This window comes from Actinospica robiniae DSM 44927 (genome assembly GCF_000504285.1).
GTDB classification, from domain to species: Bacteria; Actinomycetota; Actinomycetes; order Streptomycetales; family Catenulisporaceae; genus Actinospica; species Actinospica robiniae.
Genome location: NZ_KI632511.1, coordinates 5,878,097 through 5,901,378, shown reverse-complemented (window position 1 = coordinate 5,901,378; position 23,282 = coordinate 5,878,097). Strand labels below are relative to the sequence as shown.

General features: G+C 67.7%; 25 protein-coding genes and 1 tRNA gene. 9 read left to right on the top strand and 17 right to left on the bottom strand.

What is annotated here, in order from left to right; translation table 11 throughout:
* Positions 1-4: 4 nt before the first annotated feature.
* From ACTRO_RS25060 to ACTRO_RS25050, 3 genes are all read right to left on the bottom strand, one after another.
* The gene (locus tag ACTRO_RS25060; protein ID WP_157436430.1) at positions 5-163 is read right to left on the bottom strand and encodes a hypothetical protein; all 159 of its coding nucleotides are present in this window, start codon (positions 161-163) and stop codon (positions 5-7) included.
* 163 nt (positions 164-326) lie between these two features.
* Positions 327-1,853 (bottom strand): glycosyltransferase family 87 protein, encoded by a 1,527-nt coding sequence (locus ACTRO_RS25055; RefSeq protein WP_051451358.1) that lies wholly within the window; start codon positions 1,851-1,853, stop codon positions 327-329.
* Between the two features lie 135 nt (positions 1,854-1,988).
* The gene (locus ACTRO_RS25050; protein WP_169739946.1) at positions 1,989-5,210 is read right to left on the bottom strand and encodes a transglycosylase domain-containing protein; all 3,222 of its coding nucleotides are present in this window, start codon (positions 5,208-5,210) and stop codon (positions 1,989-1,991) included.
* Positions 5,211-5,455: 245 nt separating this feature from the next.
* On the opposite strand from ACTRO_RS25050, the gene ACTRO_RS25045 reads away from it, so the two are divergent.
* The 5 genes from ACTRO_RS25045 (at position 5,456) to ACTRO_RS25025 (ending at position 9,109) form a co-directional block, all read left to right on the top strand.
* Complete coding sequence (locus tag ACTRO_RS25045; protein WP_084316515.1) at positions 5,456-6,031, top strand: PadR family transcriptional regulator; 576 nt, start codon at positions 5,456-5,458, stop codon at positions 6,029-6,031.
* Between the two features lie 105 nt (positions 6,032-6,136).
* Positions 6,137-7,216 carry an inositol-3-phosphate synthase gene (locus tag ACTRO_RS25040; protein ID WP_034266771.1) on the top strand — a complete coding sequence of 360 codons (1,080 nt, stop codon included), beginning with the start codon at positions 6,137-6,139 and terminating at the stop codon, positions 7,214-7,216.
* A gap of 81 nt (positions 7,217-7,297) precedes the next feature.
* Positions 7,298-7,594, top strand: coding sequence for an LppU/SCO3897 family protein (locus ACTRO_RS25035; RefSeq protein WP_034266769.1), 297 nt, complete (start codon positions 7,298-7,300; stop codon positions 7,592-7,594).
* 85 nt (positions 7,595-7,679) lie between these two features.
* Positions 7,680-7,768: transfer RNA gene (locus ACTRO_RS25030), tRNA-Ser, on the top strand.
* A 237-nt stretch (positions 7,769-8,005) separates the two neighbouring features.
* A complete protein-coding gene (locus ACTRO_RS25025) occupies positions 8,006-9,109 on the top strand; it encodes a hypothetical protein (RefSeq protein WP_157436428.1) in 1,104 nt (367 codons plus the stop codon).
* 95 nt (positions 9,110-9,204) lie between these two features.
* Here the strand turns inward: ACTRO_RS25025 and ACTRO_RS25020 are convergent, their stop codons facing one another.
* The 9 genes from ACTRO_RS25020 to ACTRO_RS43865 all read right to left on the bottom strand — a co-directional run bounded on the left by ACTRO_RS25020 (position 9,205) and on the right by ACTRO_RS43865 (position 18,026).
* The gene (locus ACTRO_RS25020; RefSeq protein ID WP_051451357.1) at positions 9,205-10,632 is read right to left on the bottom strand and encodes a tyrosine-type recombinase/integrase; all 1,428 of its coding nucleotides are present in this window, start codon (positions 10,630-10,632) and stop codon (positions 9,205-9,207) included.
* An 80-nt stretch (positions 10,633-10,712) separates the two neighbouring features.
* Positions 10,713-10,898, bottom strand: coding sequence for a helix-turn-helix transcriptional regulator (locus ACTRO_RS25015; RefSeq protein WP_034266765.1), 186 nt, complete (start codon positions 10,896-10,898; stop codon positions 10,713-10,715).
* A gap of 355 nt (positions 10,899-11,253) precedes the next feature.
* Positions 11,254-13,233, bottom strand: a complete 1,980-nt coding sequence (locus ACTRO_RS25010) for a DUF3987 domain-containing protein (RefSeq protein ID WP_157436427.1) — start codon at positions 13,231-13,233, stop codon at positions 11,254-11,256.
* Positions 13,234-13,333: 100 nt separating this feature from the next.
* Complete coding sequence (locus ACTRO_RS47485; RefSeq protein ID WP_157436426.1) at positions 13,334-13,507, bottom strand: hypothetical protein; 174 nt, start codon at positions 13,505-13,507, stop codon at positions 13,334-13,336.
* 29 nt (positions 13,508-13,536) lie between these two features.
* On the bottom strand, positions 13,537-13,737 hold the full coding sequence (locus ACTRO_RS25005; RefSeq protein ID WP_034266760.1) for a hypothetical protein: 201 nt from the start codon (positions 13,735-13,737) through the stop codon (positions 13,537-13,539).
* Positions 13,738-13,750: 13 nt separating this feature from the next.
* Positions 13,751-14,197, bottom strand: coding sequence for a GIY-YIG nuclease family protein (locus tag ACTRO_RS49075; protein WP_063628070.1), 447 nt, complete (start codon positions 14,195-14,197; stop codon positions 13,751-13,753).
* Positions 14,198-14,220: 23 nt separating this feature from the next.
* Positions 14,221-14,418, bottom strand: a complete 198-nt coding sequence (locus ACTRO_RS47480) for a hypothetical protein (protein ID WP_157436425.1) — start codon at positions 14,416-14,418, stop codon at positions 14,221-14,223.
* 262 nt (positions 14,419-14,680) lie between these two features.
* Complete coding sequence (locus ACTRO_RS24995) at positions 14,681-16,888, bottom strand: hypothetical protein (RefSeq protein WP_051451356.1); 2,208 nt, start codon at positions 16,886-16,888, stop codon at positions 14,681-14,683.
* Positions 16,889-17,027: 139 nt separating this feature from the next.
* Positions 17,028-18,026, bottom strand: a complete 999-nt coding sequence (locus tag ACTRO_RS43865; protein ID WP_051451355.1) for a DUF2637 domain-containing protein — start codon at positions 18,024-18,026, stop codon at positions 17,028-17,030.
* A 182-nt stretch (positions 18,027-18,208) separates the two neighbouring features.
* Between ACTRO_RS43865 and ACTRO_RS47475 the strand changes: the two genes are divergently transcribed.
* A complete protein-coding gene (locus ACTRO_RS47475) occupies positions 18,209-18,403 on the top strand; it encodes a hypothetical protein (protein WP_157436424.1) in 195 nt (64 codons plus the stop codon).
* Positions 18,404-18,700: 297 nt separating this feature from the next.
* Here the strand turns inward: ACTRO_RS47475 and ACTRO_RS24985 are convergent, their stop codons facing one another.
* The 4 genes from ACTRO_RS24985 to ACTRO_RS24970 form a co-directional block, all read right to left on the bottom strand.
* A complete protein-coding gene (locus ACTRO_RS24985) occupies positions 18,701-19,087 on the bottom strand; it encodes a RapZ C-terminal domain-containing protein (protein WP_034266757.1) in 387 nt (128 codons plus the stop codon).
* Between the two features lie 92 nt (positions 19,088-19,179).
* Positions 19,180-19,662 (bottom strand): hypothetical protein, encoded by a 483-nt coding sequence (locus tag ACTRO_RS24980; RefSeq protein ID WP_034266754.1) that lies wholly within the window; start codon positions 19,660-19,662, stop codon positions 19,180-19,182.
* A gap of 88 nt (positions 19,663-19,750) precedes the next feature.
* The gene (locus ACTRO_RS24975) at positions 19,751-20,155 is read right to left on the bottom strand and encodes a hypothetical protein (RefSeq protein WP_157436423.1); all 405 of its coding nucleotides are present in this window, start codon (positions 20,153-20,155) and stop codon (positions 19,751-19,753) included.
* A gap of 162 nt (positions 20,156-20,317) precedes the next feature.
* Positions 20,318-20,539, bottom strand: coding sequence for a hypothetical protein (locus ACTRO_RS24970; protein ID WP_157436422.1), 222 nt, complete (start codon positions 20,537-20,539; stop codon positions 20,318-20,320).
* Between the two features lie 147 nt (positions 20,540-20,686).
* On the opposite strand from ACTRO_RS24970, the gene ACTRO_RS24965 reads away from it, so the two are divergent.
* Both ACTRO_RS24965 and ACTRO_RS24960 read left to right on the top strand, forming a co-directional pair.
* Positions 20,687-21,553: a winged helix-turn-helix domain-containing protein gene (locus ACTRO_RS24965; RefSeq protein WP_034266745.1), complete on the top strand. Its 867-nt coding sequence runs from the start codon at positions 20,687-20,689 to the stop codon at positions 21,551-21,553.
* The gene (locus ACTRO_RS24960; protein WP_034266740.1) at positions 21,550-22,248 is read left to right on the top strand and encodes an HAD family hydrolase; all 699 of its coding nucleotides are present in this window, start codon (positions 21,550-21,552) and stop codon (positions 22,246-22,248) included. The genes ACTRO_RS24965 and ACTRO_RS24960 overlap by 4 nt, the downstream gene beginning before the upstream one ends.
* A 9-nt stretch (positions 22,249-22,257) precedes the next feature.
* On the opposite strand, the gene ACTRO_RS24955 is transcribed toward ACTRO_RS24960, so the two are convergent.
* A complete protein-coding gene (locus ACTRO_RS24955; protein WP_034266737.1) occupies positions 22,258-22,788 on the bottom strand; it encodes an NUDIX hydrolase in 531 nt (176 codons plus the stop codon).
* A gap of 306 nt (positions 22,789-23,094) precedes the next feature.
* Between ACTRO_RS24955 and ACTRO_RS47470 the strand changes: the two genes are divergently transcribed.
* Entirely contained in the window at positions 23,095-23,268 is a 174-nt protein-coding gene (locus ACTRO_RS47470; protein WP_157436421.1) for a hypothetical protein, read from the top strand.
* Positions 23,269-23,282 lie beyond the last annotated feature (14 nt).

Genomic DNA, 23,282 nt, shown 5'->3' with positions numbered 1-23,282 from the left:
CGCCTTACTTGTGGTGTTGCTTGCGCTTGGCCACGAAGCTGCCCACTCCGACGAGGACGAGGCCGGTCACGGTCAGTCCGGTGTCGAGGGTGTGCTTGACCGAGGCCTTGCTCAGCGCGGTGGCGGCGGCGAGCACCTGGTCGTGGGCCATGGCGTCGCGCATCAAGGCAGCGTGGTTGATGAGACTGGCGGCGGCTTCCATGCCTTCCTACCTACGCCGCGGGCGGCGAGGTCACACCTCGCCGCCCGCGTGTCGTCGCCTAGTCTCACCCGGTCACGGTAGTCGAGTGATGATATGACCGAGCCGGGCCGGCCCGGCCTTCTGATCAGGTCAGCGCCGGTGCCGCGTCGTCCGGCAGGGCCTTGCCCGGGGTCTCGGCCTCCGCCTCCGAGCGCGCACTCGAGCCGAAGCCGAAGCCGTAGACGTCTTCCGCCTCGTCGAGCACGCCGCCGGCCGGGTCGTCCATCCCGCTCATCCGGATCGGGTCCCGGCGCGGGTCCATCGCGTCCCGGATGACCTGGACGCAGAAGAAGATCGTGCCGGCCAGGTGGATGGCGATGGACATGTCGTAGGCCACCTGCGGCAGGCCCCGGGTCGGGGCGCTCAGATCGGCCAGGTACAGCCAGATCGCGCCGTAGTAGACCACCTCGCACGCCTGCCAGATCAGGAAGTCGCGCCAGCGCGGGCGCGCTATCACGGCGAGCGGGATGAGCCAGAGCACGTACTGCGGCGAGTAGACCTTGTTGAAGATGATGAACGCGGCCGCGACCAGGAAGACGATCTGGCCCACCCGGGGCCGGAACCTGGCCAGCCAGGTCAGCAGGCCCACGCCGACGCAGGAGACCGCCAGCAGCAGCGCGAACAGCAGGGTGATCCGGGAGGGCGAGAAGACGATCGGGTGCACCGGGTTGTACTCGAGGAAGAGCCAGAACGAGCCCCAGTCCGCGCCGCGGTCCTCGTTGAACTTATAGAAGTAGACCCAGCCCTGGTAGTTCTGGATCATGAACGGCAGGTTCACCACCAGCCAGGAGCCCACGGCGCCGGCCAGGCACAGCGACCACTGCTTCATCTTCCCGGCCCGCCAGCACAGCAGCACCAGCGCCACCAGGATCAGCACCGGATAGAGCTTGGCCGCCGTGCCCAGGCCGATGAACACGCCCGCCAGCACCGGCTTCTTGCGCGCCCAGGCCAGCAGGCCGACCGCGGCCAGACCCACGGCCACCAGGTCCCAGTTGATGGTGGCGTTGAGCAGCAGGCCGGGTGCCAGCGCGAACATCGCCGCGTCCCAGGGTCTGCGCGTGCCGTTCAGGCCGGCCAGCGCGACCACCGTGATGCAGGCGAAGGCCAGCAAGAACCAGGTGGTGATCAGGTAGAACCAGCGGCCCTGGTTGTTCGTGTCGCCGGGCAGGTGCTGGGCGAGCAGCGCCGCCGTCTCCATCGCCGCCCCGGTCACCACCGGGTACTCGAGGTAGTCGCTCTGGTTGGTGGAGACGTAGGGGACCTGGTCGTTCGAGAAGCCCCGGCCCTGGTACATGAACGGGATGTCGGTGTAGCACATGTGGGTGTACTGCTGCTGGCCGCCGCCGGTCCACGCGGTCTGGAAGCACGGCTCGCGCATCCCGATCCCCACCGACATGGTCAGCAGGGTCAGCACGATCAGCATGAAGGCGACCGTCCCCCGGGCGACCACGTTCGCCCGCAGCCTCGCCCGCTTGCCCATGACGCCGCCCACGCCCTCGGCGCCCAGGTTGGGCAGCGGGTCGTCCAGGCTCGGAGCGATCAGGGTCGCGGGCTCGGGCCCGGGCTCCGGGGTCTCGTCCGTGTCGTCGAACGCGCTCGTGCTGACGGTCATGCGCAAACCCTAGCGTCGCTTCCTGATAAGCGGCACTGCCGCTGCCGATCCGGACCGGCCGTGACCGAAAACGGCGCGGGCGCGACGGTAGACCCGTCGCGCCCGCGCCGTACTTTCATTCATCCGGCCAGGTCGCTAGAAATTGCCGCCTAACCCGCCGGGGTTGCCGGTGGTACCGGAGGCCGAGGAGCTCGGGCTGGCACTGGCCGAAGAGCTGGCCCCGTTGCCGCCGTTCCCACCGTTCCCGCCGTTGCCGCCGTTCCCCCCGCCGTTGCCGATGCACCGGCCGAAGCCGTTCACCGAGCAGGTTGCGCTCGGCTCCTCGCCCGGCTCGGTGCTCGCCGGCGAGCTCGGGCTCGACGACATCGTGGGGGTCGAGCTGATCGACGGCTTCGGGCTGGCCGACGGGCTGTTGTACACCGTCGCGTCCGGGTTCGGCTGCGCCGCGGTGAACGTCTCGTCGCCGCCGAGCGGGGAGCCCTGCATCTGCTTCATGAAGTCGGCCCACACCGCGAACGGATAGGTGGCGCCGAAGTCCATGCCCGAGTTGGCGATGTTGTCCACCGGCAGCTGGGTCGATTTCGACTGGCCGTTCACGGTCAGATCATCCCACCGGCTGATGCCCACCGAGATGGACAGCTTGCTGCTGTACCCGTCGAACCAGATACCGGCCGTGGAGTACGAGCCGCCGTGGTTGTTGTACTTGTCCTGCGCCATCAGGGCCTTGGTGTTATCGGTGTAGTCCAGGGTGGACGTGCCCGTCTTGCCCGCGATGTTGGTCATGTGCAGGCTGCTCTGGTTGTACGCGGTGTTCGCGGTGCCGTCCGAGTTGTGGATGACGCCGGTCAGCAGCTTGGTCTCGGTGGCCGCGACGTTGCTGGAGATGGGCTGCGAGGTCGTGGTCTTCGGAGTCCAGATCGTGCCGTCCGGCCGCTTGATCTCCTTGATCTCGGTCAGCTCGTGCAGCGTGCCGTCGGCCGCGAACACGCCGTAGACCGAGGCCATACGGGCCGGGTCGGTCGGGCACACGCCCAGGGTGAACCGGGCGTTGTCACAACCGGCCTGGTTGCTGGTCCAGCCGGGGGTGGACTGCGGCATGCCGAAGGCGTCGGCAATCTCCTCGACCGAGTCGTACTGCTTGGGCTGGGCCATCTCCAGCCGGACGAACGCGGTGTTGACGGAGTCGTCGGTGGCGTGCTGCAGCGTCATCCAGCCGGGTTTGCTCGTCATGTCGCCGTCGTTGGTGATCGGCTTGGCTCCGGCGTCCTGCTGCACCTCGTCCGGGTTGACCGTGGCGTCCGGCCACACGTTGCCGTTGAGGAAACTGTTCGGCGACCAGTTGTTCGTCAGCGCCGTGGCCAGGGTGAACGCCTTGAAGGTCGATCCACCCTGGGATGTCCGCTGGGTCGCGTTGTTCTCGAAGGTCGTACCGCCGTAGAACGCCACCAGGTCGCCGGTGGACGGGTCGACCGCCGCGAGCCCGGGTTGGAGCGTCTTCTTGTCGAAGGCGGTCTCCTTCGACAGCAGCCCGCTCTGCATGGCGGTCGCGGCCATGTTCATGTACTTCTGGTTGAAGGTGGTGACGACCGTGTAGCCGCCGTTGTCCTCGATCTCGGCCTTGGTCGGTGCGGTCGGGTCCTTGTGAGCCGAGTTGTAATTGTCGAGCCAGTCCTCCGCGGCCTGCTGCATCTGGACGTCCGTCATGGTCCGGCCGGGCGTGGCGGTGCTGAGCGGGATCACGGTCGGCGGCTTCGCCACGGCCTGGGCGTAGACGTCAGGCGTGATGAGCTTGTACGCCTCCATGTTGGAGAGCGTGTCCTTCCACCGCGCCAGCGCCTTCGCCTGCGCCGCGTGCTGGGTGGCGGCGGACTGGGTCGGATCCCATCCGGCCGAGTAGGTCGAGGGCGAGTTGAGCATCATGGCGAGGAACGCGGATTGGGAGGCCTGGGTGGCCGCCGGTTCCTTGGCCATCTGAGCCATCGTCAGGTTGAACCACGCCTTCGCCCCCGCCGCTATGCCGTCGGTGTTGCGACCGAAGGGCGAGGTGTTGAGGTAGTCCGCCATGATCGTCTTTTTGTCCATCGAATGCGAGAGCTTCAACGCGATGAAGATCTCGTCGACCTTGCGGGACGTGGTCTGCGCCTGGGTCAGATAGGCGTTCTTGACGAACTGCTGCGTGATGGTCGAACCACCCTGCGTGCTGCCGCCCATCAGGTCGACCAGCAATGCCCGCGCGGTACCGGTGTAGGAGACGCCGGGGTTGGTCCAGAAGGTCTTGTCCTCCTGGGCCACGACGGCGTTCTGGATCATCATCGGAATCTGCGAGTAGTCGACCAGGGTCCGGTTCGCCGGGCCGACGTTCGCGAACGAGACGGAGTTGTCGTAGGTGAACGACGACCCCTGCGCGAACACGTTCGAGTGCACGTCCGGGATGCCCACGGCCTCGTACTCGAACACCACAAGGCCAAGCACCAGGAAGAAGCAGCCCAGGAAGCAGCCGGTGAGCTGCTTGACCGACGGCGTCCAGCGCTTCCAGCCGTACTTGCCGGTGCGCGGGTAGTCGAAGTAACGGTGGTAGCCGGTCTTCTTCACCGGGCCGGCCGGCGGCCGGCCCCCGGCGCCTCGGGCGCGCGCTCCGGCGCGGGCCGCGGCCCCGTTGCGGGTGGAGCGGCCGTTGAGCGCGCTCTCCGGGTACTGGTCCGACCTGGTCTGGCTGGCGTCGTTGGGCTCGCCGCCGCGCGCGGCGCGGCGCTCCTCGAGCCGGCTGCGGCGCGGGCCGGGGACCCCGGGCGGAGCGTCCGCCGGGTCCTGGATCCGGGTGGCGGCCGGCTCGTCGTAGGGCTGCGGTCCGGCCGTGCCCACCAGCTCGCCGGTGATCGGCTCGCCGGCTCCGCCGCGTCCGCGGCCGCCGGAAGCGCCGCCCTGGCCGCCGTAGCCGCGGCGTCCGCCGCCGCCCGCGCGCCCGCCCTGGCCCGCGGAGCCGCCGTAGGGGTCGCGCCCGCGGGAACCGCCGCCGGACCCGGAGCCGCTCTGCGCACCCCCGGACGGGTACTGCGGCTGCTGCGGCGCCTGGGGCGTCTGCGGCCCCGGAGACGGAGCCGAGGGGCGCTGGGAGTACGGGTCCGGCCCGGCGCCCGGATCGGGCGAGCCGTAGCCGCGCGAGCCGCCGCCCGCGCCGTATCCTCTGGACTGCCCGCGGTCGGCGGCGTCGCCGTCACCGGAGGAGCCGTAGCCGCGACGTCCGCCGCCACCCTGCCCCCGGGAGCGAGGATCGTCGCCGGTCGAGTCGCCTCGTCCGTACTGATATCCGCCCATCGTGGTCTGCTCCCTCGGCGTTGCTTCACCTGTGCGCCCCATGAAGACGGCTCTCCCGGGCTGCGCGGTTGCCAAGAGGGTACGCGGCTTGTCTGATCCAAGTGCGCCGGGGTGGGCTTCTGTCCGCATCACGGCCCTGAGGTCCGGATTGATCGGATAAATGGCTGAATCAGGCGACCCGGCGCCGTGCCCCCGGCGGGGGGACTTGTCAGTGACGTACGGTCCGATCTATCGTGAGGATGTATCGAAGCGATACATCGACGGAGAAGTCTCGAAGGGAGGGCCCGGTGGCCAAGCGCTCGGGAGTGCTCGAGTTCGCCGTGCTGGGCCTGTTGCACGAGTCGCCGATGCACGGCTATGAGCTGCGCAAGCGGCTCAATCTACTGCTCGGATCGTTCCGTGCCTTCTCGTACGGCACGCTCTATCCGTGTCTGAAGGGTCTGGTCGCCTGCGGCTGGATCGTAGAGGACCGGCCAGTGGTGGAGCCACGCGGGGTCGAGACCAACCGTCGTTCGAAGATCGTCTACAAGCTGACCCCGGCCGGTGAGAGCCGCTTTCGCAGCCTGCTCTCCGATGCCGGGCCTTCGGCCTGGGAGGACGAGAACTTCGGGGTCCACTTCGCCTTCTTCGGGCGCACCGACGCGGCGATCCGCTTGCGGATTCTCGAAGGCCGCAGAACGCGCCTGGAAGAGAGGCTGGATCTGATCCGCCAACAGGTCACCAAGACCAGGGAGCGGATCGACGGATACACGCTGGAACTCCAGCGCCATGGTCTGGAGTCGGTCGAACGCGAAGTCAGGTGGCTCAACGAGCTGATCCGGACCGAGCATGACCAGCAGCAGGTAGGACCACCTGCGTCCTGACCGACCGGACCGCACAGTCCGATCAATCCACCCCTGTCCCCTGACGATCGAGGGCGCGACCACTCCGCCCTGCGAAGATCGACTGATTGAAGGAGCATTCACCGCATGGGTTCGGTTCGCGTAGCCATTGTGGGCGTGGGCAACTGCGCCTCGTCCCTCGTGCAGGGAGTCGAGTACTACAAGGACGCCGACCCGGCCTCGCGGGTCCCCGGCCTGATGCACGTCCAGTTCGGCGACTACCACGTGAGCGACCTCGAGTTCGTCGCCGCGTTCGACGTGGACGCGAAGAAGGTGGGCCAGGACCTCGCGCACGCCATCCACGCGTCCGAGAACAACACCATCAAGATCGCCGACGTCCCGCCGACCGGCGTGACCGTGCAGCGCGGCCACACGCACGACGGCCTGGGCAAGTACTACATGCAGACCATCGAGGAGTCCACCGAGTCTCCGGTCGACGTGATCCAGGCGCTCAAGGACACCAAGGCCGACGTGCTGGTGTGCTACCTGCCGGTCGGTTCGGAGCAGGCCGCGAAGTTCTACGCGCAGTGCGCCATCGACGCCAAGGTCGCCTTCGTCAACGCCCTCCCGGTCTTCATCGCCGGCACCAAGGAGTGGGCCGACAAGTTCACCGAGGCCGGTGTCCCGATCGTCGGCGACGACATCAAGAGCCAGGTCGGCGCGACCATCACGCACCGCGTGCTGGCCAAGCTGTTCGAGGACCGCGGCGTCGTGCTCGACCGGACCATGCAGCTGAACGTCGGCGGCAACATGGACTTCATGAACATGCTCGAGCGCGAGCGCCTGGAGTCCAAGAAGATCTCCAAGACCCAGGCCGTGACCTCGCAGCTGCAGCACGACCTCGGCAAGGGCAACGTGCACATCGGCCCGTCCGACTACGTCGCGTGGCTCGACGACCGCAAGTGGGCCTACGTGCGCCTCGAGGGCCGCGCCTTCGGCGACGTGCCGCTGAACCTGGAGTACAAGCTCGAGGTCTGGGACTCCCCGAACTCGGCCGGCGTCATCATCGACGCGGTGCGCTGCGCCAAGATCGCGCTCGACCGCGGCATCGGCGGCCCGATCCTCTCGGCGTCCTCCTACTTCATGAAGAGCCCGCCGGTCCAGTACTTCGACGACCAGGCCCGCGACGCCGTCGAGCAGTTCATCAAGGGCGAGGTCGAGCGCTAAAGGTCCAGCGAGAGACCCGGTTCGGCAAAGGACCGGGCACGGACTAGGCCGTCCGCACGGGCCCCGGCTACGCTGCTTCCCATGTCACGCAAGGTGCTGTGGGGGATAGTGGCCGGGGCCCTGGTCGTAGCCGGCTACCTCTATTGGGTGGGCGACAACCGGCACACCGACCTGGCCGTCGGCGACTGCGTATCGACGGCCGACGGCGGACAGCTCGACGTCGTCGGCTGCGGCGCCGGATCCGGGGTCTACAAGATAATCGCCGAATACGACGGGTCCGACTCGAACCAGTGCGACGCCGTCGCCGGCACGATGAAGTCGTTCGTGATCAGCCAGTCCGGCACCGGCGGCCTCGTGCTCTGCGCCGGCAAGGCGTAGCGCGGCGATCCGGCGACGCGGCGACGCGGCGCGGATAAGCGGCTTGCCCGGCGGGTGGGTACCCGTGAGACACTGGCCGCTGCTTGGAGGGCTCGCCTAGTGGCCGATGGCGGCAGTCTTGAAAACTGCTAGGACGGGTGACCGTTCTCGTGGGTTCGAATCCCACGCCCTCCGCTTTGAGCATCAGTAAGGCCACCTCAGGGCCGGTTCCGAACCCTCGGAACCGGCCCTGAACTGTCTCATCCTTGGGCTTTCGTACGCTCACGTACGCATTGATCGCGGCACATGCGCGGCACGGTTTTAGTTCATGGAAGGCTATGGAGATGTGACCCAGAGCACCCCCACTGGTACGCCTGTGGAAGTCGGCGGCACGAGTGACGGAATTGATCGCTTCCCCTAGCCTGTGCTCTCATGACCTCCCGATTCGATGCTCGACTTGCTGAGATACGCGACGCCATGCGGCAGGGTAGTAACGACCGCTTCTTCGAAGAATTTCGCAGCCTGGCCGCGGAGGTCGAGCACTGCGGCGTCGACGAACTGAACACACTCGTTGAGAAGCTGGCGCCGATGTTGGGCGGAAAGGCCGGATACTACGCCAGTCTCGGGAGGATCGCCGGGGCCGCCATCGCCCGCGGCGCATCACCTTTGCCCCTGATCGAGGTTCTGCCTGAGCGCGCATTTGCGACGATGGCGCGTTACGTGGTGGTTGAGATGGTCTGGCCGCGGGCTGCACCGGACAGACAGCTGCCGAGGTCGCATGATATGTCCGATTCGGCGGCCGTACCAGAAGTGGTTGACGCGCTCGTTGCCCTAGCTCGGCGGGAGGGGCGCGACGAGCAGGAGTTTGCGATCATCGCATGCGCCTGGTTCACCCTGGATGACTGGATCGGCCCATTGAACACGGCGATGATGACCAGCCGCGAATTTCGAGCCCGGATGGCCCGGCGCGAAGACGTCACCGAAGCCGCCGAGACTCTGAAAGATCGATCAGAGGGCGCCCGCTGCCTCCACGGCTTGTGCCTCGTACTCGATGACGAGCCGCTCATCGTCCTCGACCCCTCCTCCAGGCGTGGTTTCCATCTCACGATGAGCGGGGTGGGCGACAACTACCAGTTGCACACACTGCTCGCCGACCGGTTGATGGGCCCAGGCCGCGGCGGCCTGCTCGACGCACAGCCACCCGAGCCCGCGTGGGTCGACGCAGCCACAACCGCCCCGCCGGGACCGTTCAACCTGACCACGCCGATCACGCGCCGCTTCCGCCTGTTCGACGGCCATGGCAGCTACATAGCCCCCGAGGGCTGGCCCGCCGACATCGAGCCGCTCGATGGCGTGCGCGTTCTCGTGGTCCGCCCAGCGAACGGGATCTATGGGTGGGACAACGGACGCGTTTACCCATCGATGGTGCCCACACTGACCCTCGACCGGGAGATCGAGCCAGCCGAAGCAGCCCATTGGCTATCCCGCATCGCGCCCGCCCGCGAAACCGACCTCATGGGCCGCAACGGCGGCTGATGCGCACAGCTGCCCCGGGAAATGATCACCTGTACGCCGGGATTCCGCCACGTGGACCAACTGACGGCAGCTCATCCGATTTACGTCGCCGCACCTCACTCGTCTGGGGCTTGCTCGGTCTCGTCTCTGCGAACGGTCTCGGTCGACTCGCTCGACGGCTCCGCCCCAGTCTCCGCAGCGCCAAGCGCGTGCTCGATGAGCTTGCGGCTCTGCGCGTCCTGGCCCTCGATGCACTTCGCGTAGACGCGCAGGAGCACCTGAACGCTGTGGCCCGCCCACTCGGCAACGAGGGTCGGCTGAACCCCGGCGTTGAGCCACGTCGAGACGGCCGCGTGGCGGAGGTCGTAGGGCCGCTTAGCCAGTGGGGAAGCAGCCTGGCGGGCGTCGAGTGTGGCGCTGCGTGCGGCGCGCCAGACTCGGCCGCAGGAGTCCTCTGATAGCCGCTCGCCACGTGTTCCCCTGAGAAGACGTCCGTCCGGCGCAGTGCCGTAGCTCTTGGCGTGCCGTCTGATCCAACTCACCAGCTCCGGGCACGCTGGCACCGGACGGACTTCCTCCTTTGCGCGGTGCTTGAGCGAGCGGCTCTCGTGTGGCTCACCGCTGTCGGTCCACTCGGCTCCGGTCATGGGGATTGACCGCGAGAGATAGAGCATGCCCCAGCCCTGTTCCGGGAGCTCGCAGTCTTCGAGCCTGAGCGCGACCGCTTCGGCCGGGCGCAGCGCCGCGAAGTACATCAGCGCGAAGAACAGCGCCATCCGACCGTTGATCTCCGAGACGGAGGTGATCAGCGCTCGCGCCTGGGTCGGGTTGACGACAGATCTCCGGTCCACGGAGTCTGACGTCTTCGGCGCCTTCCACTTGACCCTGTCAAGCGGGTTGGCTTCGAGATGGCAGCGCTCTACCGCGTACTCAAGCGCCTGGTGGAAGACCATCCGCTTCCGGTTGGCCGTGGTCGCGGCGGCCGGGCTGCCGTCGAGCTTAGACGAGATCGCTTCCAGGGCGCGGCGGACGGTCGCCGCATCCGTCAGCGCGCCCACCGACACGGAGTGCTCCTGAAGCCAGCCGACCGCCACGACGTGCGCCTCGGGCACTTCCCCTCCGTCGCGGGCAGCCTTGTTGAATGCCCACTTTTCGAGGGCATGCCGGCGCTCGACGACGTCCGGGCCGTGGTCACTGTCGACCAGAACAGCAGTGACGGTGGCGAGAGCTTCGGCGGCGGCAGCGCGGCTGCCTGGGGCCCAGCGCTTCCATTTGGTGTCGCAGAACGCGACGGCCAAGTCATACCAGGTGGTGTTGTTCGCGCTGCGGGCGAGCGAGACGGGCAGGCCAGAGGCGATATCGAACGCCTCGCCCCGCGCCATCGCAGAGGTGAGGGTGGCTCGATAGCTCTCGGCGAGAGCTTTGGTTGCGAACGTCTTGGTGTGGTTCTCGGGGCCGACGACCCACCTGACTTGGTAGGTGGTCTTGGTCGCACGCTTCAGAGGGCGGATGTTCCAGATGCGGACAGTGAACGAGATCGCCATGCGTTCTCCTCAGGCTGTGGACAGCAAAACGGGGCGCCCGCTGATAGGCGGGCGCCCCGGACGGGCATTCACGCAGGTTGTTAGACGAGCGCGGAGCACTCGGTGAGGAACCGGTCGAGAGCGGAGCGGCGGAAGCGGAGCGTTCCGCCCGGGAGCTTGAGCGGCTTGGGTCCCTTGCCGGTCTCCACCCAGCGGTAGAGAGTTGCGCGGGAGATCTGGAGTTCGCTGGCGACTTGGGGGACGGTCAGCAACTCGTCTCGTGCCATCGCGGATCCTTTCGGAGCGCGCACCCCTGGCAGCCCTGTCGGGACTGCACAGGGCCGCGCGAAGGGACGGACTGAGCTGTCCGACGCGGAGGCATCGGGGGTGCCGACAAGCTGACAGAACCGACACAACCGGCGGCCGTACTGGGTTGTGTCGGTTCTGTCAGCTCGTCAGCGGGGCGTCTTGCGCGTCAATGGCTCTGTCGGTGCCACGGGTTAGGCTCTGCACGTCGGTCGGACAGACTGCCCAGCGGGCGTGCGCGACCAAGGGGGGTGGGTATAGATGGGGACCCCGACGAACGGGGGTAGCGGTCCCCGGAGTGGATTCCATGACCCCACCCCCTCCTAATCGGCCGCGCTACTTGTGCAGAGCAGCACCGGTCGTGAGCGGGTTGGTTTCGAACTCGGGCGCGGCGGGCCGTCCGCCTCGCGCAGAAGACGGCGGAGCCGGGCGACGCCGGATGTAGCCGTGCTGTTCGAGCAGGGAAAGAGCGGGCTCGACGTCCGACATCTTCGCCGCCTTGGATCGGGGCATGGCCCGGAAGGCGTCGCGCGCGGTGAACCGTACCGGCTCGGTCCGCTGGATCCAGCGGAGTACGGCGGTGGCGCGGTCGGTGGCCGGGTCCGTCGTCATGCTGTCGAACGCCGCGAGGGTATGGGCGGTGTAGTACTCGATCAGAGTGTGAGCAGCGGCAAGGGTCTCGACGCTGATCGGTCGGCCGTATCCCTCGCTCAGGTGCTCGGCGAGGTGAAGCAGACCGGCGATGCGCATCATGGCGCCGGCGGACTTCGCTCCCCAGTCGCGGAGGTGCGCCAGAGAGCCGCCCTCGGCCATGGAGCGCTCGATCTCCTCGGCGACTGCGTCGAGAAGATCCGAGGCACCAGCCGCGAGACTGAGGCGAACGGGCTCGGCACGGTCTCGCATCGTCAGAACCAGCGTGGTGAGCGTGCGGTCATAAGCCTCATGCGCGGCACGGTCGGCCGGACGGGGCTTGGTGTCACGCATTCCGATGTTGACCTCAGGAATGCTGAACAGGAAGCGCGCGAGCAATCCGCGTCCGGCTGCGCCGGGAATCGCGGCGAGATCGGCGAGAGCAGCGGGCTGAGTGCATACCCCGAGCGTGAGCGCAGGGTGGTCAATGGACTCGGAGGGTCGCCCCTTGCGGTCTACGCGGATCGCGTCGCCCGCATGGCCCTTGAGAACGACATTGAGATTCGGGTTCCCGCTGTACCTTCCGGCGATCACGTCGAAGATCTCCGACTCGGCGGAAAGCACGGCCAAGCGGCCATCCTGGTCAGCGAGCATCGTCGAAATCTGTTCCGGCGTGGCGTCGTCAGTGAACAGCCGCGGTTCCTTCGGAACGACGATTGCGGCGGCATTCAGCGCGGCCTGGTGGGCTTCGTGCCGGGCCGAGTCCCGTTCATCGATCGGGGACTTCGCCAGTGCGTCAGCCATCCGTGCGGCGTATTCGTCAGCGGCCTTCCGATCCACCGCGAGTTCGGTGATGCGCGGCACCATCTCTTCCTGAAGCTGCCGTTCGGTGGAGAGGATCGGCGAGGTCATGGAGGAGAACACGGGAGACTTCCGCGAGCCGGGCGGGAGAGCCGCGACAAGGTAAAGATTGACCGGCTCGGACCAGCCGGATTCCGGCCGAACTTCGACGATTGCGAGCCCTCCGGCGGCCGTGGCGAGGCAGGCGAGGGCGAGCGTACCGGCGAGATCGAGAGGCGTTTGGGTGTCGTGCGCGACGGCTTCGACCTTCGCACGTACCCACCGAGGCAGGGCGTGGATGGGGAAGGGGACGACGGGCCTTTGCGTGGACAGGGGCACGGGTTCGCTCCATCCGCGTGATGAGCGTGTGGTGAGGGTGAGGATTTCGCGCTGTGCGGCGGCGAGTAGGTCCGGTTCGAACTCACTGCGACCCATCTGCGCCAGACGCATGCCGACTTCGACGAGCTTGCGCGCGTAGGCCTTATCCCTGACCAGCTCGGCGTAGTAGGGGCCGTTCGCTGCGGTCGGTACTACCTCCATCAGGCTGTGGAGGTAGCCGAGTCCACCGACGCGGTTGAGTTCGGAGCCCAACGCGTTCGCTACGGCGAGCGCGTCAAGCGGGCGGCCGGTGTCGGCGAGGTCGCACAGGATGTGGAAAACGGACTCATGGGCAGGCCGGTAGAAGGCTGCTGCGTCGAGCGTGTCCCGGATCTCGTCAAGGATCGCGGGGCCGCCGAGCATCGCGGCGCCGAGCACAGCGCGCTCAGCGTCTACGTCATGGGGAAGGCTGAATTCCGGGCCGTCGTCGGGCTGGTTGGGAACGAGATGGAGAGCGCGAGCGGACACAGGTGGCTCCAATCGCCATTGAGTGCGGGGTGGCCAGACGCAGACCGGCCCGGCCGGGCTCGCGGTGAGCTCGACCGGGCCGACGCCGGCATGCGGTGTGTCAGTCCTCCGCGTCGAGGAACGCGAGGGTCAGGTACCGAAGGCGAAGCTTCGAGGTGGAGTTCTTGCGCGGCGTCACGTCGCCGGAGTCTTCGAGAATCTCGAAGACCTTCCCGAGCTCGGCGACAGCGTCGGCGTTGTCCTGCGGCAGCGCGTGCAGGCGTATGCGGATCACGGCGGGCTCCGTCTTGGTGGGGTGAGGGGTCAGCGGTGCTGGAAGAGGTGGACGAGCGCGTTCGCAACGGATTCGGTGGCGTTGCGCAGGACCGGTCCGGCCGACGTGGAAGCCACGAACAACCCGGCGAGGAAAGCCGCCAGGGCGTGACCGAAGTTGTGACCGGCCCACCGGATCGTGGCGACAGTGACGAGGCAGAGCAGGACTGCGAGCGGGAGAACGACGTCCATAATCGAGGTCCTTTCAGGCGGCAAGGCCGAGGTCAACGCAGGTGAGGCAGACGTGCCGATCGGGGATGGCGGGATCGAACTCGAAGCAGCCTTTGCGGGCGCCGCACGTGGCGCAGTCGGCTTCGAGCCGGAACACGCCGTTAGCTGTGGTCTCGATCCAGTCGAGAACCGCGGGATTCTCGTGAGGCGTACGGGGCTTGACCCCGCAGAGCGGACAGCGGCGTGACGCTCCGCCTTGGTTCTTGAGCTTGCGTTCGTATGCGCGGGTGACGCCCGGCCAGGTGCGGGCGAGCGTCCAACCAATCCCCGCGTCGGCGACCACTTCCGTTAGCCGCGCGCCGCGTCCGGTGGTGTGCTCGGCGAGACGCAAGGTGAGGTTGGCGGACCAGCCGGTGTAGTGGCGGGCGTGCTTGAGCGGGGTGTCGAAGTGGAGCAGGTAGACGGTTCCTGTCGGGGACATCGGTTCGCTCCTGGGTCCGTGGGTCAGCGGCGGCGGGCAGCCTTGCGGCGCTCGCGCTTGAGAGCGCGGCGGGTCTCGCGTCGCGCGGCGCGCTTGGCATCGCGGACGGAAGGAACCGCGGTGCGGGAGCGGCGTCCGCGTCGGGCGAGGGCGGAGCCGCCGGCATAGACGAGTGGGTAGACCGCCATGCCGAGGGCGAGGGTGTGAGCGTCCGGGGTCAATCTGGTCTCCAATCGGTCGATGGGTTGGGCAAGCGCAATGGCCCCGGAATCGGGTTCCGGGGCCGCCGATGGGACTGAATTCGGTGTTCGGACATGGAGTTAGGTTGGGGCGAGCGGGTTAGGTTCGTAACTGGGGCACCTAACCCAGCGGAAAACGCCCTGATCAGCGGAAAGTTAGGAAGTTAGGTCGGTTTGGAGGGTGCGCGGACACCCCTCGGACCCCCCGGAATTGGGGGTCCGAGGGCTGTGGATGCGGCTAACTTCAATCGGCGTCGTCGACCGAGCGGAGTGCCAGGGCCTTGCGAATCTCGGCGGGGTCGACCGGCCACCGGTTGCCAGTGGAAGCGACCTTGACCCCGAGCGTGGCGAGCTGCTCGCGCAGCGCCTTGCCGGACAGACCGGCGTACGGCTTGTATCCGGGGGCGAGGTCGCGCAGCAGCGGGGGCACGTCGGCGACCGGAACGGGTTCGGCGCCGAGGATCTCGGCGAGGTCGGCGAGCAAGTCCCGGTTGGCTTCCGCCTCCGCCCTGCGGGCGTTGGTGACGATCGCCTTCCGCTTGGCCTTGGCCCGCTCCGCGAGGGTGACCGCGTCATCGCCACCGATGAAGTGCGTGCGCACCGTCACCGAGGACTGTCCCGGAGCGAGCTTGACCCCGTCGCCCGCGACCACGAGCGTGCCCTTGTCGAGGCCTTGGCGCAGTTCGTGCGGCGCGGCTCCGCCGTCGACGGCCTTGTCTCCCAACGCCATCCGCGACTGCGACTCGGTGCCGAGTGCGAGGGACGCCCGGGTGTGCGCACCCTCGCGCACCAGCTTGGGCAGGTTCTGGTCGGTCGGGTCCTGCGTGCCCTGCCAAAGGGTCTCGTTGAGCGCACGGCCCTGGTTGTGCAGCTTGCGGGCAGCCATGAAGTAGCGAGACGTGGCCTTGGATCCACCGTAGGGGCGCCCGTCATCTCCCTTGGCCGGGCACATGAACGCCACCTGAGCCTCATCGACGATGACGACCAGCGGGTGGAACCCGGAGCCGGGCGTACGCTCCATCTCGCGCGTAATGCCCTCCGTCGAGCCGGACTCGGCGAGCGCCATGATGCGCCGCTCCATCTCCTCGATCGCGTCTTCAAGCATGTGCGTGGTCTCGATCACGTGCTCATCGGTCGGGCCCTGGATCAACCGCGTGGCGAGGCCTTCGAACATGGCCCAGTCGCCCACGCCCTTGAGGTCCGCGATCCACAGTTCCACGGTCGGGTCTTGCGCCAGCCACAACGCCAGAGCTCGCAGACTCGCGGTCTTGCCCTGGTTGGACAGGCCGGTGACCAGCTGGTGGCGCTGGAATACGGACACGCCCACGGCGTCGCCGCGCAGGTCGACGCCCCACGGGGCCCGGCCGGTACGCCAGTCCGCGCCCATGGTGGAGTCCAGAACGAGCGGGGACGGGCCGATCGGTTCGTCCAGAGCGCCGGAATCAGCGATCCACAGCCGCACCGTGCGCGCAGCCTCCGGGATCGTGATGAACAGTTCGTGGCGGTGACGACCGAGGTTCTCGGCGAGCTTGCGCCGGCGGTTCTGGACTTCCTCGGTGGACACGCCGGACGGAAGGGTGACATCGACTTCCACGCCGCATCCGGCAATCCGGATCGGGGAGAGCATGGCGGCGCCGGCGTCGGCCATGTCCGTGATCGCTTTGCGCATCGCGGCAATGCCGAGGTCGCGCAGCGCGGTGACGACGATGGACGGGGTGATAGCAACCGTGTCCGGGGTCTGTCCGGCCGGGGCGAAGCGGGCGGGGATCTCGCCCCTGGTGTGCCCAGCCCAGGAACAGAAAGCGGCGGTCAGGAAGGGCGAGGCGGTCAGAGCCGGGCGCCACGTCGCAGAGACGAACCCGGTCACGGCGTCGATGACGTCGGCGACCCCGATGAACGGGGCGAGAACCTCGCCCGGGTGGCCGGACTTCCAGGTCATTGCGATGCCGAGGGCGAGCATGCCCCCGGCGACGTAGGCAGCGCCGCGCGCGATGTGGACCGGAGCGGCGAGCAGGGTCATGACCCACTCGCGGCGAGCCTGGGCGTGAGCGGCGGCGCGCGCCTCCCACTCCAGGGCCATCGCGTGATCGCCCACGGCCGCAGCGGACTTCATCATCCGGCGCTGCGGCGAGTTGGTCAGGGCGTCGCGGATCCACCCCGCAACGACCCTGCTCCCAACCAGCGTGTACACGATCTCGCGCGCCAGGAAGCGGGCGACGGCGCGGGTGGTTTCGTGCCGGACGAATGCGACGGCCCGAACACGCCCGGAGCGGGCGAGTCGCAGGGCGCGGCGGGATCGGCGAATTTGACGGGCCAGGCGAGCGCGCTGCGCGGTCGTAGCGACGCTGCGCGGCGTCGAGGTCGACGTGCCGTCCGCGAGTTCTCCGATGATGACTCGCACGTCGGCGTTCGGGTGGGCGTGGCCGTTTACGGGCTCGGTTTCGATGGACATAGCAGGGCCCTCCTTCCTATCGCTGCTTGTCTTCGTGAGCGGACTGGTCGGCCGTGTCGGCCATGGGCTGACTCCCTTGGAAGCAGTCCGGCCCGGATCGCGTGGTGGCGATCCGGGCCGGACAGTGACGAGTGCGGAGCTATTTGCCGGTCATGTAGCGGCGGGCCGTGCGCTCGCCGATTTCGAGCTTCTCGGCCACCTGCGCGGCCGACCAGTCGGGGTGAGTGGCCGTCAGCTTGGCCACCTTCTCGGCCGTCGACTGGCCGCGCGACGGCCGACGCTTCGGCCGGGGCTTGGCCGACTCTTGGCTGTCTCCCTGGCCGTCGTCGGCCGAGTCCATGGCCGTCTCCTGGCCGCTGTTGTGGCCGTCGCTCCGGTCCGTGATCTGGGCGTTGAGCTGTTCGGCGCCGAGTTCGCCCATGGCGATCTGCATGCGCAGCAGCGGCGAGACGCGCCAGCGCCACGCGCGTCCGTGCGTCTCGCGGACCACGGCGATAGCCGCCAGGCGTCGCCGCTCGGCGGCGAGTGCGGCGGTGTAGGAGTTGATGCGCCACAGCACCATCCGCCGCCAAAGTTTCGCGGTCGGCCACGGGGCGAGGAACCAGCGCGCGGCCGGGATCGGGTCACGGCGTCGGCCGGTCTCCAGGCTGACCCGGCGCCGCACGATGTGTCGCATCAGTTCGATGAACACAACCCAGATCGAGGGCATCAGCACGTGCGCGACGCGACCGGCGGCGTCTCCGCCAGCGGTGTAGTTCAGATACACCGTGCCGAAGGTCGCGCCGTACACGGTCCATCGGGCCAGCGGGTGGGGCATGTCGAGCTTCTCCAAGACCAGGTCGACCCCAGAGAACACCAGGACGGACAGGTCTGCGACCACCGGCACCAGCCATGCCCACGCCCCGAACGCCGGCCGCATCTCCGCGGAGACCGCACGGAACGAGAGCGTCATGCCGCCGAGTGCGAGGTAAACAGCCAACAGGCCGGTAATGGCGGTCAGTACCGTCCATCCGCCGGAGAGACGGGAAGCGGCACGGTCCGGCGGCGGGGTCGGGTCGAGCTCAGTGAAGGGTGGAGAGCGGTCGAACCGATGGCCGTTGATCGGCGCCGGAGCCGCTTCGTATGTGGTGGTGGACATGCGGGATCACATCCGATCTCAAGGATTTGGGCAGACGAGGGCGGGCCCTGGCGGAAAGCCAGGGCCCGGGCGGGTCGTGCTGGTGGTGGCGTTGGGTCGTGCCCCGATCGGGGCACGTGGAGGTGAGCGGCGATTTCGTCCCACCAGTTGACCGGTACCCGCGTACATGTCAACATGCGAGCGTGTTGAAGTGGGCGGATGAGCATCCGATTCGAATCCTGGTATTGCTGGAGCTGGTCGTAGCCGTCGCCGGAATCGTCGGGATATACGCGGCGCCCCTGTCCGATATGGGGGATGTGGTGGCCGTGGCGGCCATGCTGAATCTGGCGATGTCGTTGGCTTTCATCGCTCGCAGGCACCGGCGGAACGCGGGTTGACCGCCGCCCGCGCGCATGTCAACATCCGAGGGTGCTGAAGTGGATCGACCGTCACCCGCGCCGGGCCCTGGTGTTGATCTCGGCGGTAGTGATCCTTTTGGCACTCGCCCTGGACAATGAGGTGCCGCTGACCCGAGGGTTTACGCCGATGGGGCTCTTCGCGCCAGCAGCCGTGAATGCGGCGATACGCCGGAGACAGCGGCGTTAAGCCGTTTCTCGGAGCGAGCATCGTTTCGGCAGGGCGCAGATTGGGTCATGCTCCAAGGGACAGGGCGGCGCGGACGGCGGCGAAGCCGGTCACGAGCGGGCGACGACGGGCCGGTCGACGTGCAGGTGGGTCACGGTGACTTCGTGGCCCTCGGCGGTCAGTTCGTCGGCGATGAGCATCGCCAGGGCGGCGGAGCGGTGCCGCCCGCCCGCGCAGCCGATCGCGAGGGTGGTCGGGTGGCCGGTGACCTGCGCGAGCATGCTGAGCACGGCGCCGACCTCGCGCAGCCGGTCGGCCAGTTCGAGCGCGCCGAAGGTGCCGGCGACCTTCGCGAACACTTCGGCGTCGCGGGCGTCCTTGGCGCGCAGTGCCGGGTCGATGTGCGGGTCGCGCAGGATCTGACGCAGGTCCACAGTCATGGTCGCGTCCGGCACCTCGTGCAGGTAGCCGAACGAGAGGATCGTCAGGTTCGCCATAACAGGCATCTCCTTCACCTAGCGGAGCCGGGCTGATTGCCCATGTGCGACGGCAGCGCCCTTCACAGGCGCCTGCCGCCGGTCGTGGGCCGTCAGGGCCGAGAGTCGTGTCTGTGCAGCGCGGCGAGCGAGCCGCCGGCGCCGAAGAACGCGAGAACGAGCGCGGCGACGGCGTACGGGTTGCCTGAGGTCAACGCCACAGCAACGGCGGAGCCGCCACCGGCCCAGGTCGACAGCAGCAGCACCAGCGGCGCAACAGTGCGCGACTCGCCCACAGCGGGAAGCGGTGCCAGGTTCGTCGGCAGGGCCGCGTATCCGCCGCTGCCGTAGCAGGTCAGGTCGACGTCGATGCCGGGATGGCCGGCCGGGGCCGCGTAGGGCTGGGCGGCCGGTGTGGTGGCGACCACGGCGGGTGCGGCGTGGTGATGAGTGACGCTGGTAGGGGCGTAGACGACGGTGACCGCCGCGCCAGCACTGTGGGCGCGGGTGAGCACGTCGCGTAGCTCGGCGAGGTCGTCAGTGCTTTGCGCGTCGCGGATGACCAGCGACGCGGAGTTGGGAACAGGACGATTCACGGTGGCCTCCGAAACCGGTGATAGGGCCAGGGAACGCCTCGCCCCGGTCACGCGAGTCGTGACCGGGGCGAGGGCGTGAGAGAGCGGGTCAGGCGAGAGCGCGTTCGAGACGACCGATCGCGGCACGCGCTTCGATCTCCTTGCCCCGGCGGCGGGCCAGGTCGACGACCGATTCCGATGTCTGGGGCTGGGGCTTGCAGAACGAGCGGGAAGAGCGGATCTGTCCGGCATGGCGCGACGCGGCGGCGTATGCGCTCGTCCACTGGGCGTCCGTCAGGTTATTGATCAGCGCGCGGCGGGAGTTGACGCACCGGGTGCCGTTGCTGTCGTCGTGCGCGACCAGTCCATTGCGCTTGACCTGGGTGTAGCTACGGCACGCGGGGCAGATGACGAACTTTCGGGTGACTCCGCCGGCCGTTTCCACCATGGCGGTGACGGTGGAGGCTCGCAGCGGGCGAACCGGGCTGTTGCGTTGGGGCATGGTCTGGGCCATGGTCGACTCCAAGAGTGCGAGTAAGTCAGGGTCTTGGGGATCGCGTCCGCCAAAGTTGCCTCCGGGCTCTTTCGTCAACCGGTTCGACCAGGGCGTTCGACGCGTCGTGCCGCTCTTGAGTTGTATTTGGGTGGGCCGCCCCAAGCGGCCCGGATTAGCGGGCTACTGCGCGGACTCGGCGGCGGCCTGGTCCGCTTCGTTGACAGCGGCGAGGAGGGCTCGGGCGGCGGCGAGAACCTGGGCGCGGGTGCCGTGGAAGACGGTGCCCTTGGACACCGCCGCCTCCACACGGCACGACCGGGCCGGGAGGATCTCCACTCCGGTGAGGTTGGCGATCGGGACGTAGACGCCGGGGAACCAAGCGCGAGTGATCTGAACAGCCATCAGAATCTCCATCGGTCTCGTGTCGGGGCTTGCCTCACCTGGCTAGCCATCTGGTGATGAGATGAAGCTAGACCGGCTTGGCTAGCCATGTCAAGCGAATCGCGGAAAACTTCCCTGGCTTGGCTAGTCAGCTGTAGGCTGGGAGGTATGACAGACGTTCTGGACTTCCTCGGACAGCTCGATCCCGACGACCCCAAGCAGGCATCGCAGCAGATCACAGACCGGCTCAGGGCTGCGATCCTCACCGGCAAGCTTGCCCCCGGCGACAAGCTCCCCTCTCAGCCCGATCTCGCTGCCCGCTTCGGAGTGGCCCGCGAAACGGTCAAGCGAGCCCTCGACCCGCTGAGGTCGGAGCGTCTGATCATCAGTCGGCAAGGAAGCGGCGTGTTCGTTCGGGCCAAGACCCAACGAGCCGTCGAACTGCGCCCCCACATCGAAGCAGCGTTCTCGAAGCAGCACGTCAGCATCGACTTTGCGGGTTTCTCGGGCGAGACTCTCGCCGCCGCGATTTCTGAGGCACTCGATAAGATCCGGGTTGGAAAGCTCGCCCCCGAGACGATTGCGATCCGGGTGCTGCTCTCGGACATGACCAGGCCGATGGCGCTGCCGGCGCGGGCCGAGACTCAGTCGGATGACCCGATGGTTCGGGCGCGAGCAGAGCGCATCACGCGTCGTGCGGCCGACGGCATCTTGGACCAGGTCGGCGAGCTCGCGGAGCTGGGCCTGGTGCGCTCAGCCACGGCTGAAGTGCGCGTCCACGGTGCTGCGCCGCTGTTCAAGCTCTACTTTCTCAACAGCGAGGAAGCGTTCTTCGGCTTCTACCCGGTGACTGAGCGGAACGTCATGATCAAGGGCGAGCCCGTGGCCATCTATGACCTGATGGGGAAGGACGTCCCGCTGTTCCACTACGCGCTCAGCGATGATGAGACCTCGACTAGCGCCCAATTTGTCGAGGCGGCTCGTGCGTGGTTCGAATCGGTGTGGTCGACGATCGCAACGGAGTACGCGGAATGAGTGCTCGGGCCGATCTCGTAGAGCTGCTGTCTCGCAAGACCTCGATTCTGCTCGATTTCGACGGCCCGGTGTGCAGCATCTTCTCCAAGCGCCCGGCCCCAGGAGTCGCCGAGACCCTGCGTGGCGTGCTAACCGGTGCCGGCGTGGCGATCCCCGCAGGACTCGCCGCGGAACTGGACCCGCTCGAAGTCCTGAAGTGGACGGCCGAGCTCGGCCGCGCCAACCTACTTCGCGAAGTGGAAGCGAAGCTGTGCGCCGAGGAAGCTGAGGCCGCGCAGGTGGCCCAGCCGACGCCGTACGGCCGTGAGCTCATCATCGGTGGGTTCGAGGCTGGCAAGGCCCTTGCGGTCGTGAGCAACAACTCGGCGGGCGCGATCAACCGCTATCTGAACCGGCAGCGACTGATCAGGTACGGCATGCCCGTGAGCGGACGCGTCTTCGCGCGACCGGACCTCATGAAGCCGAACCCGGAGCCGATCCTGGCAGCCATAAAGACGCTCAGCGCCAGCCCTGCGGACTCCGTCCTGATCGGCGACTCTCTGGCAGACATTGACGGCGCCCACGCTGCCGGCGTCGCCGTCGTTGGGTACGCGAACCGGCCGGAGAAGATCGACCGGTTCGCCAACGCTGGTGCGGATCTCATCGTGACTTCTATGGCCGAGGTGGCAACCGCTGCTGTGGAGCTCCGCGTCTGACGGGCTGCTCTACCGCCCGGACGACACGAGTATGAGCAAGGTGGCTACCGTGTTCGCAGCTCGAATCTTGCCCTGGGAGATGAGCTCCGGGATATCGGCGAGCGGAACCCACTCGATCCGGTCGGACTCAATCGCGTCGGCCGGGTCGCCCACGTACTCGGCCGACTCCGCGTAGTAGGCGTGGTGGACCGCATCGGAGAACCCGGCCGACGGTTCCACTGTCAGTAGGTGCTTGAGCGGGCCAGGCTGCCAGCCAGTCTCTTCGAGGGTCTCGCGCGCTGCCGCGGCTTCGAGGTCTTCGCCCGGCTCCACGACGCCGGAAGGCAGCTCGTAGCCGTAGGTGTCTGGGATGAAGCGATGGCGCCAGAGCATGAGCACCCGCTCCTGAGCGTTGAGACAGGCCGTGAGAACGACGGGCCGTTGACGCAATAGATAGTGATCGAGGTGGCGACCGTCCGGAAGTTCGACATCGGCGAGGTTCAGCCGGAACCACGGGCTTTCGTAGACAGTGCGCTCGGCGCGGTTGATCCATGCAGCCACTGGGAGCCTCCTCGGGATGGTCTTCTGCTCCGTACAGCAGTGTCCCAGCCTACGGTTGCTGGGCTTGATGGCGATTATCCGATCCAGAATCGGGCTCGGCGAACCGAACTACCTGGTGGCAGCCCTCATGCAAGATGTCCGGTGAAAGTCCGGTCGGGTAGCAGTTCCGGCAGCCCAGTTCGAGGGGTGAGCCAGTACTGTTCATCACATCAGCCCTCCGGGCCCGCCCCCGCTGCGCATCAGGTGGCCACCGGCGAAGCCCACCCCGCGCGAACGGCGAGGGGTATGGCGGAACGGAGGTAGCTGATGGGTGGAGATCAGTTCGAGCAGAAAGCAGAGGTCAGCTTGGAGGGCCGGGCGTTGGACCCCCGGACCCTCCAGGAGCGGAAGGACCGTCGGTTGAGGTGGGCCCAGTTGGCCGCATCGTCGATCGATGCGGTGGCCAAGCTCGCGGACATCGCCGTGCGGCTCATTCGCTGACTGTGCCCTGTCGG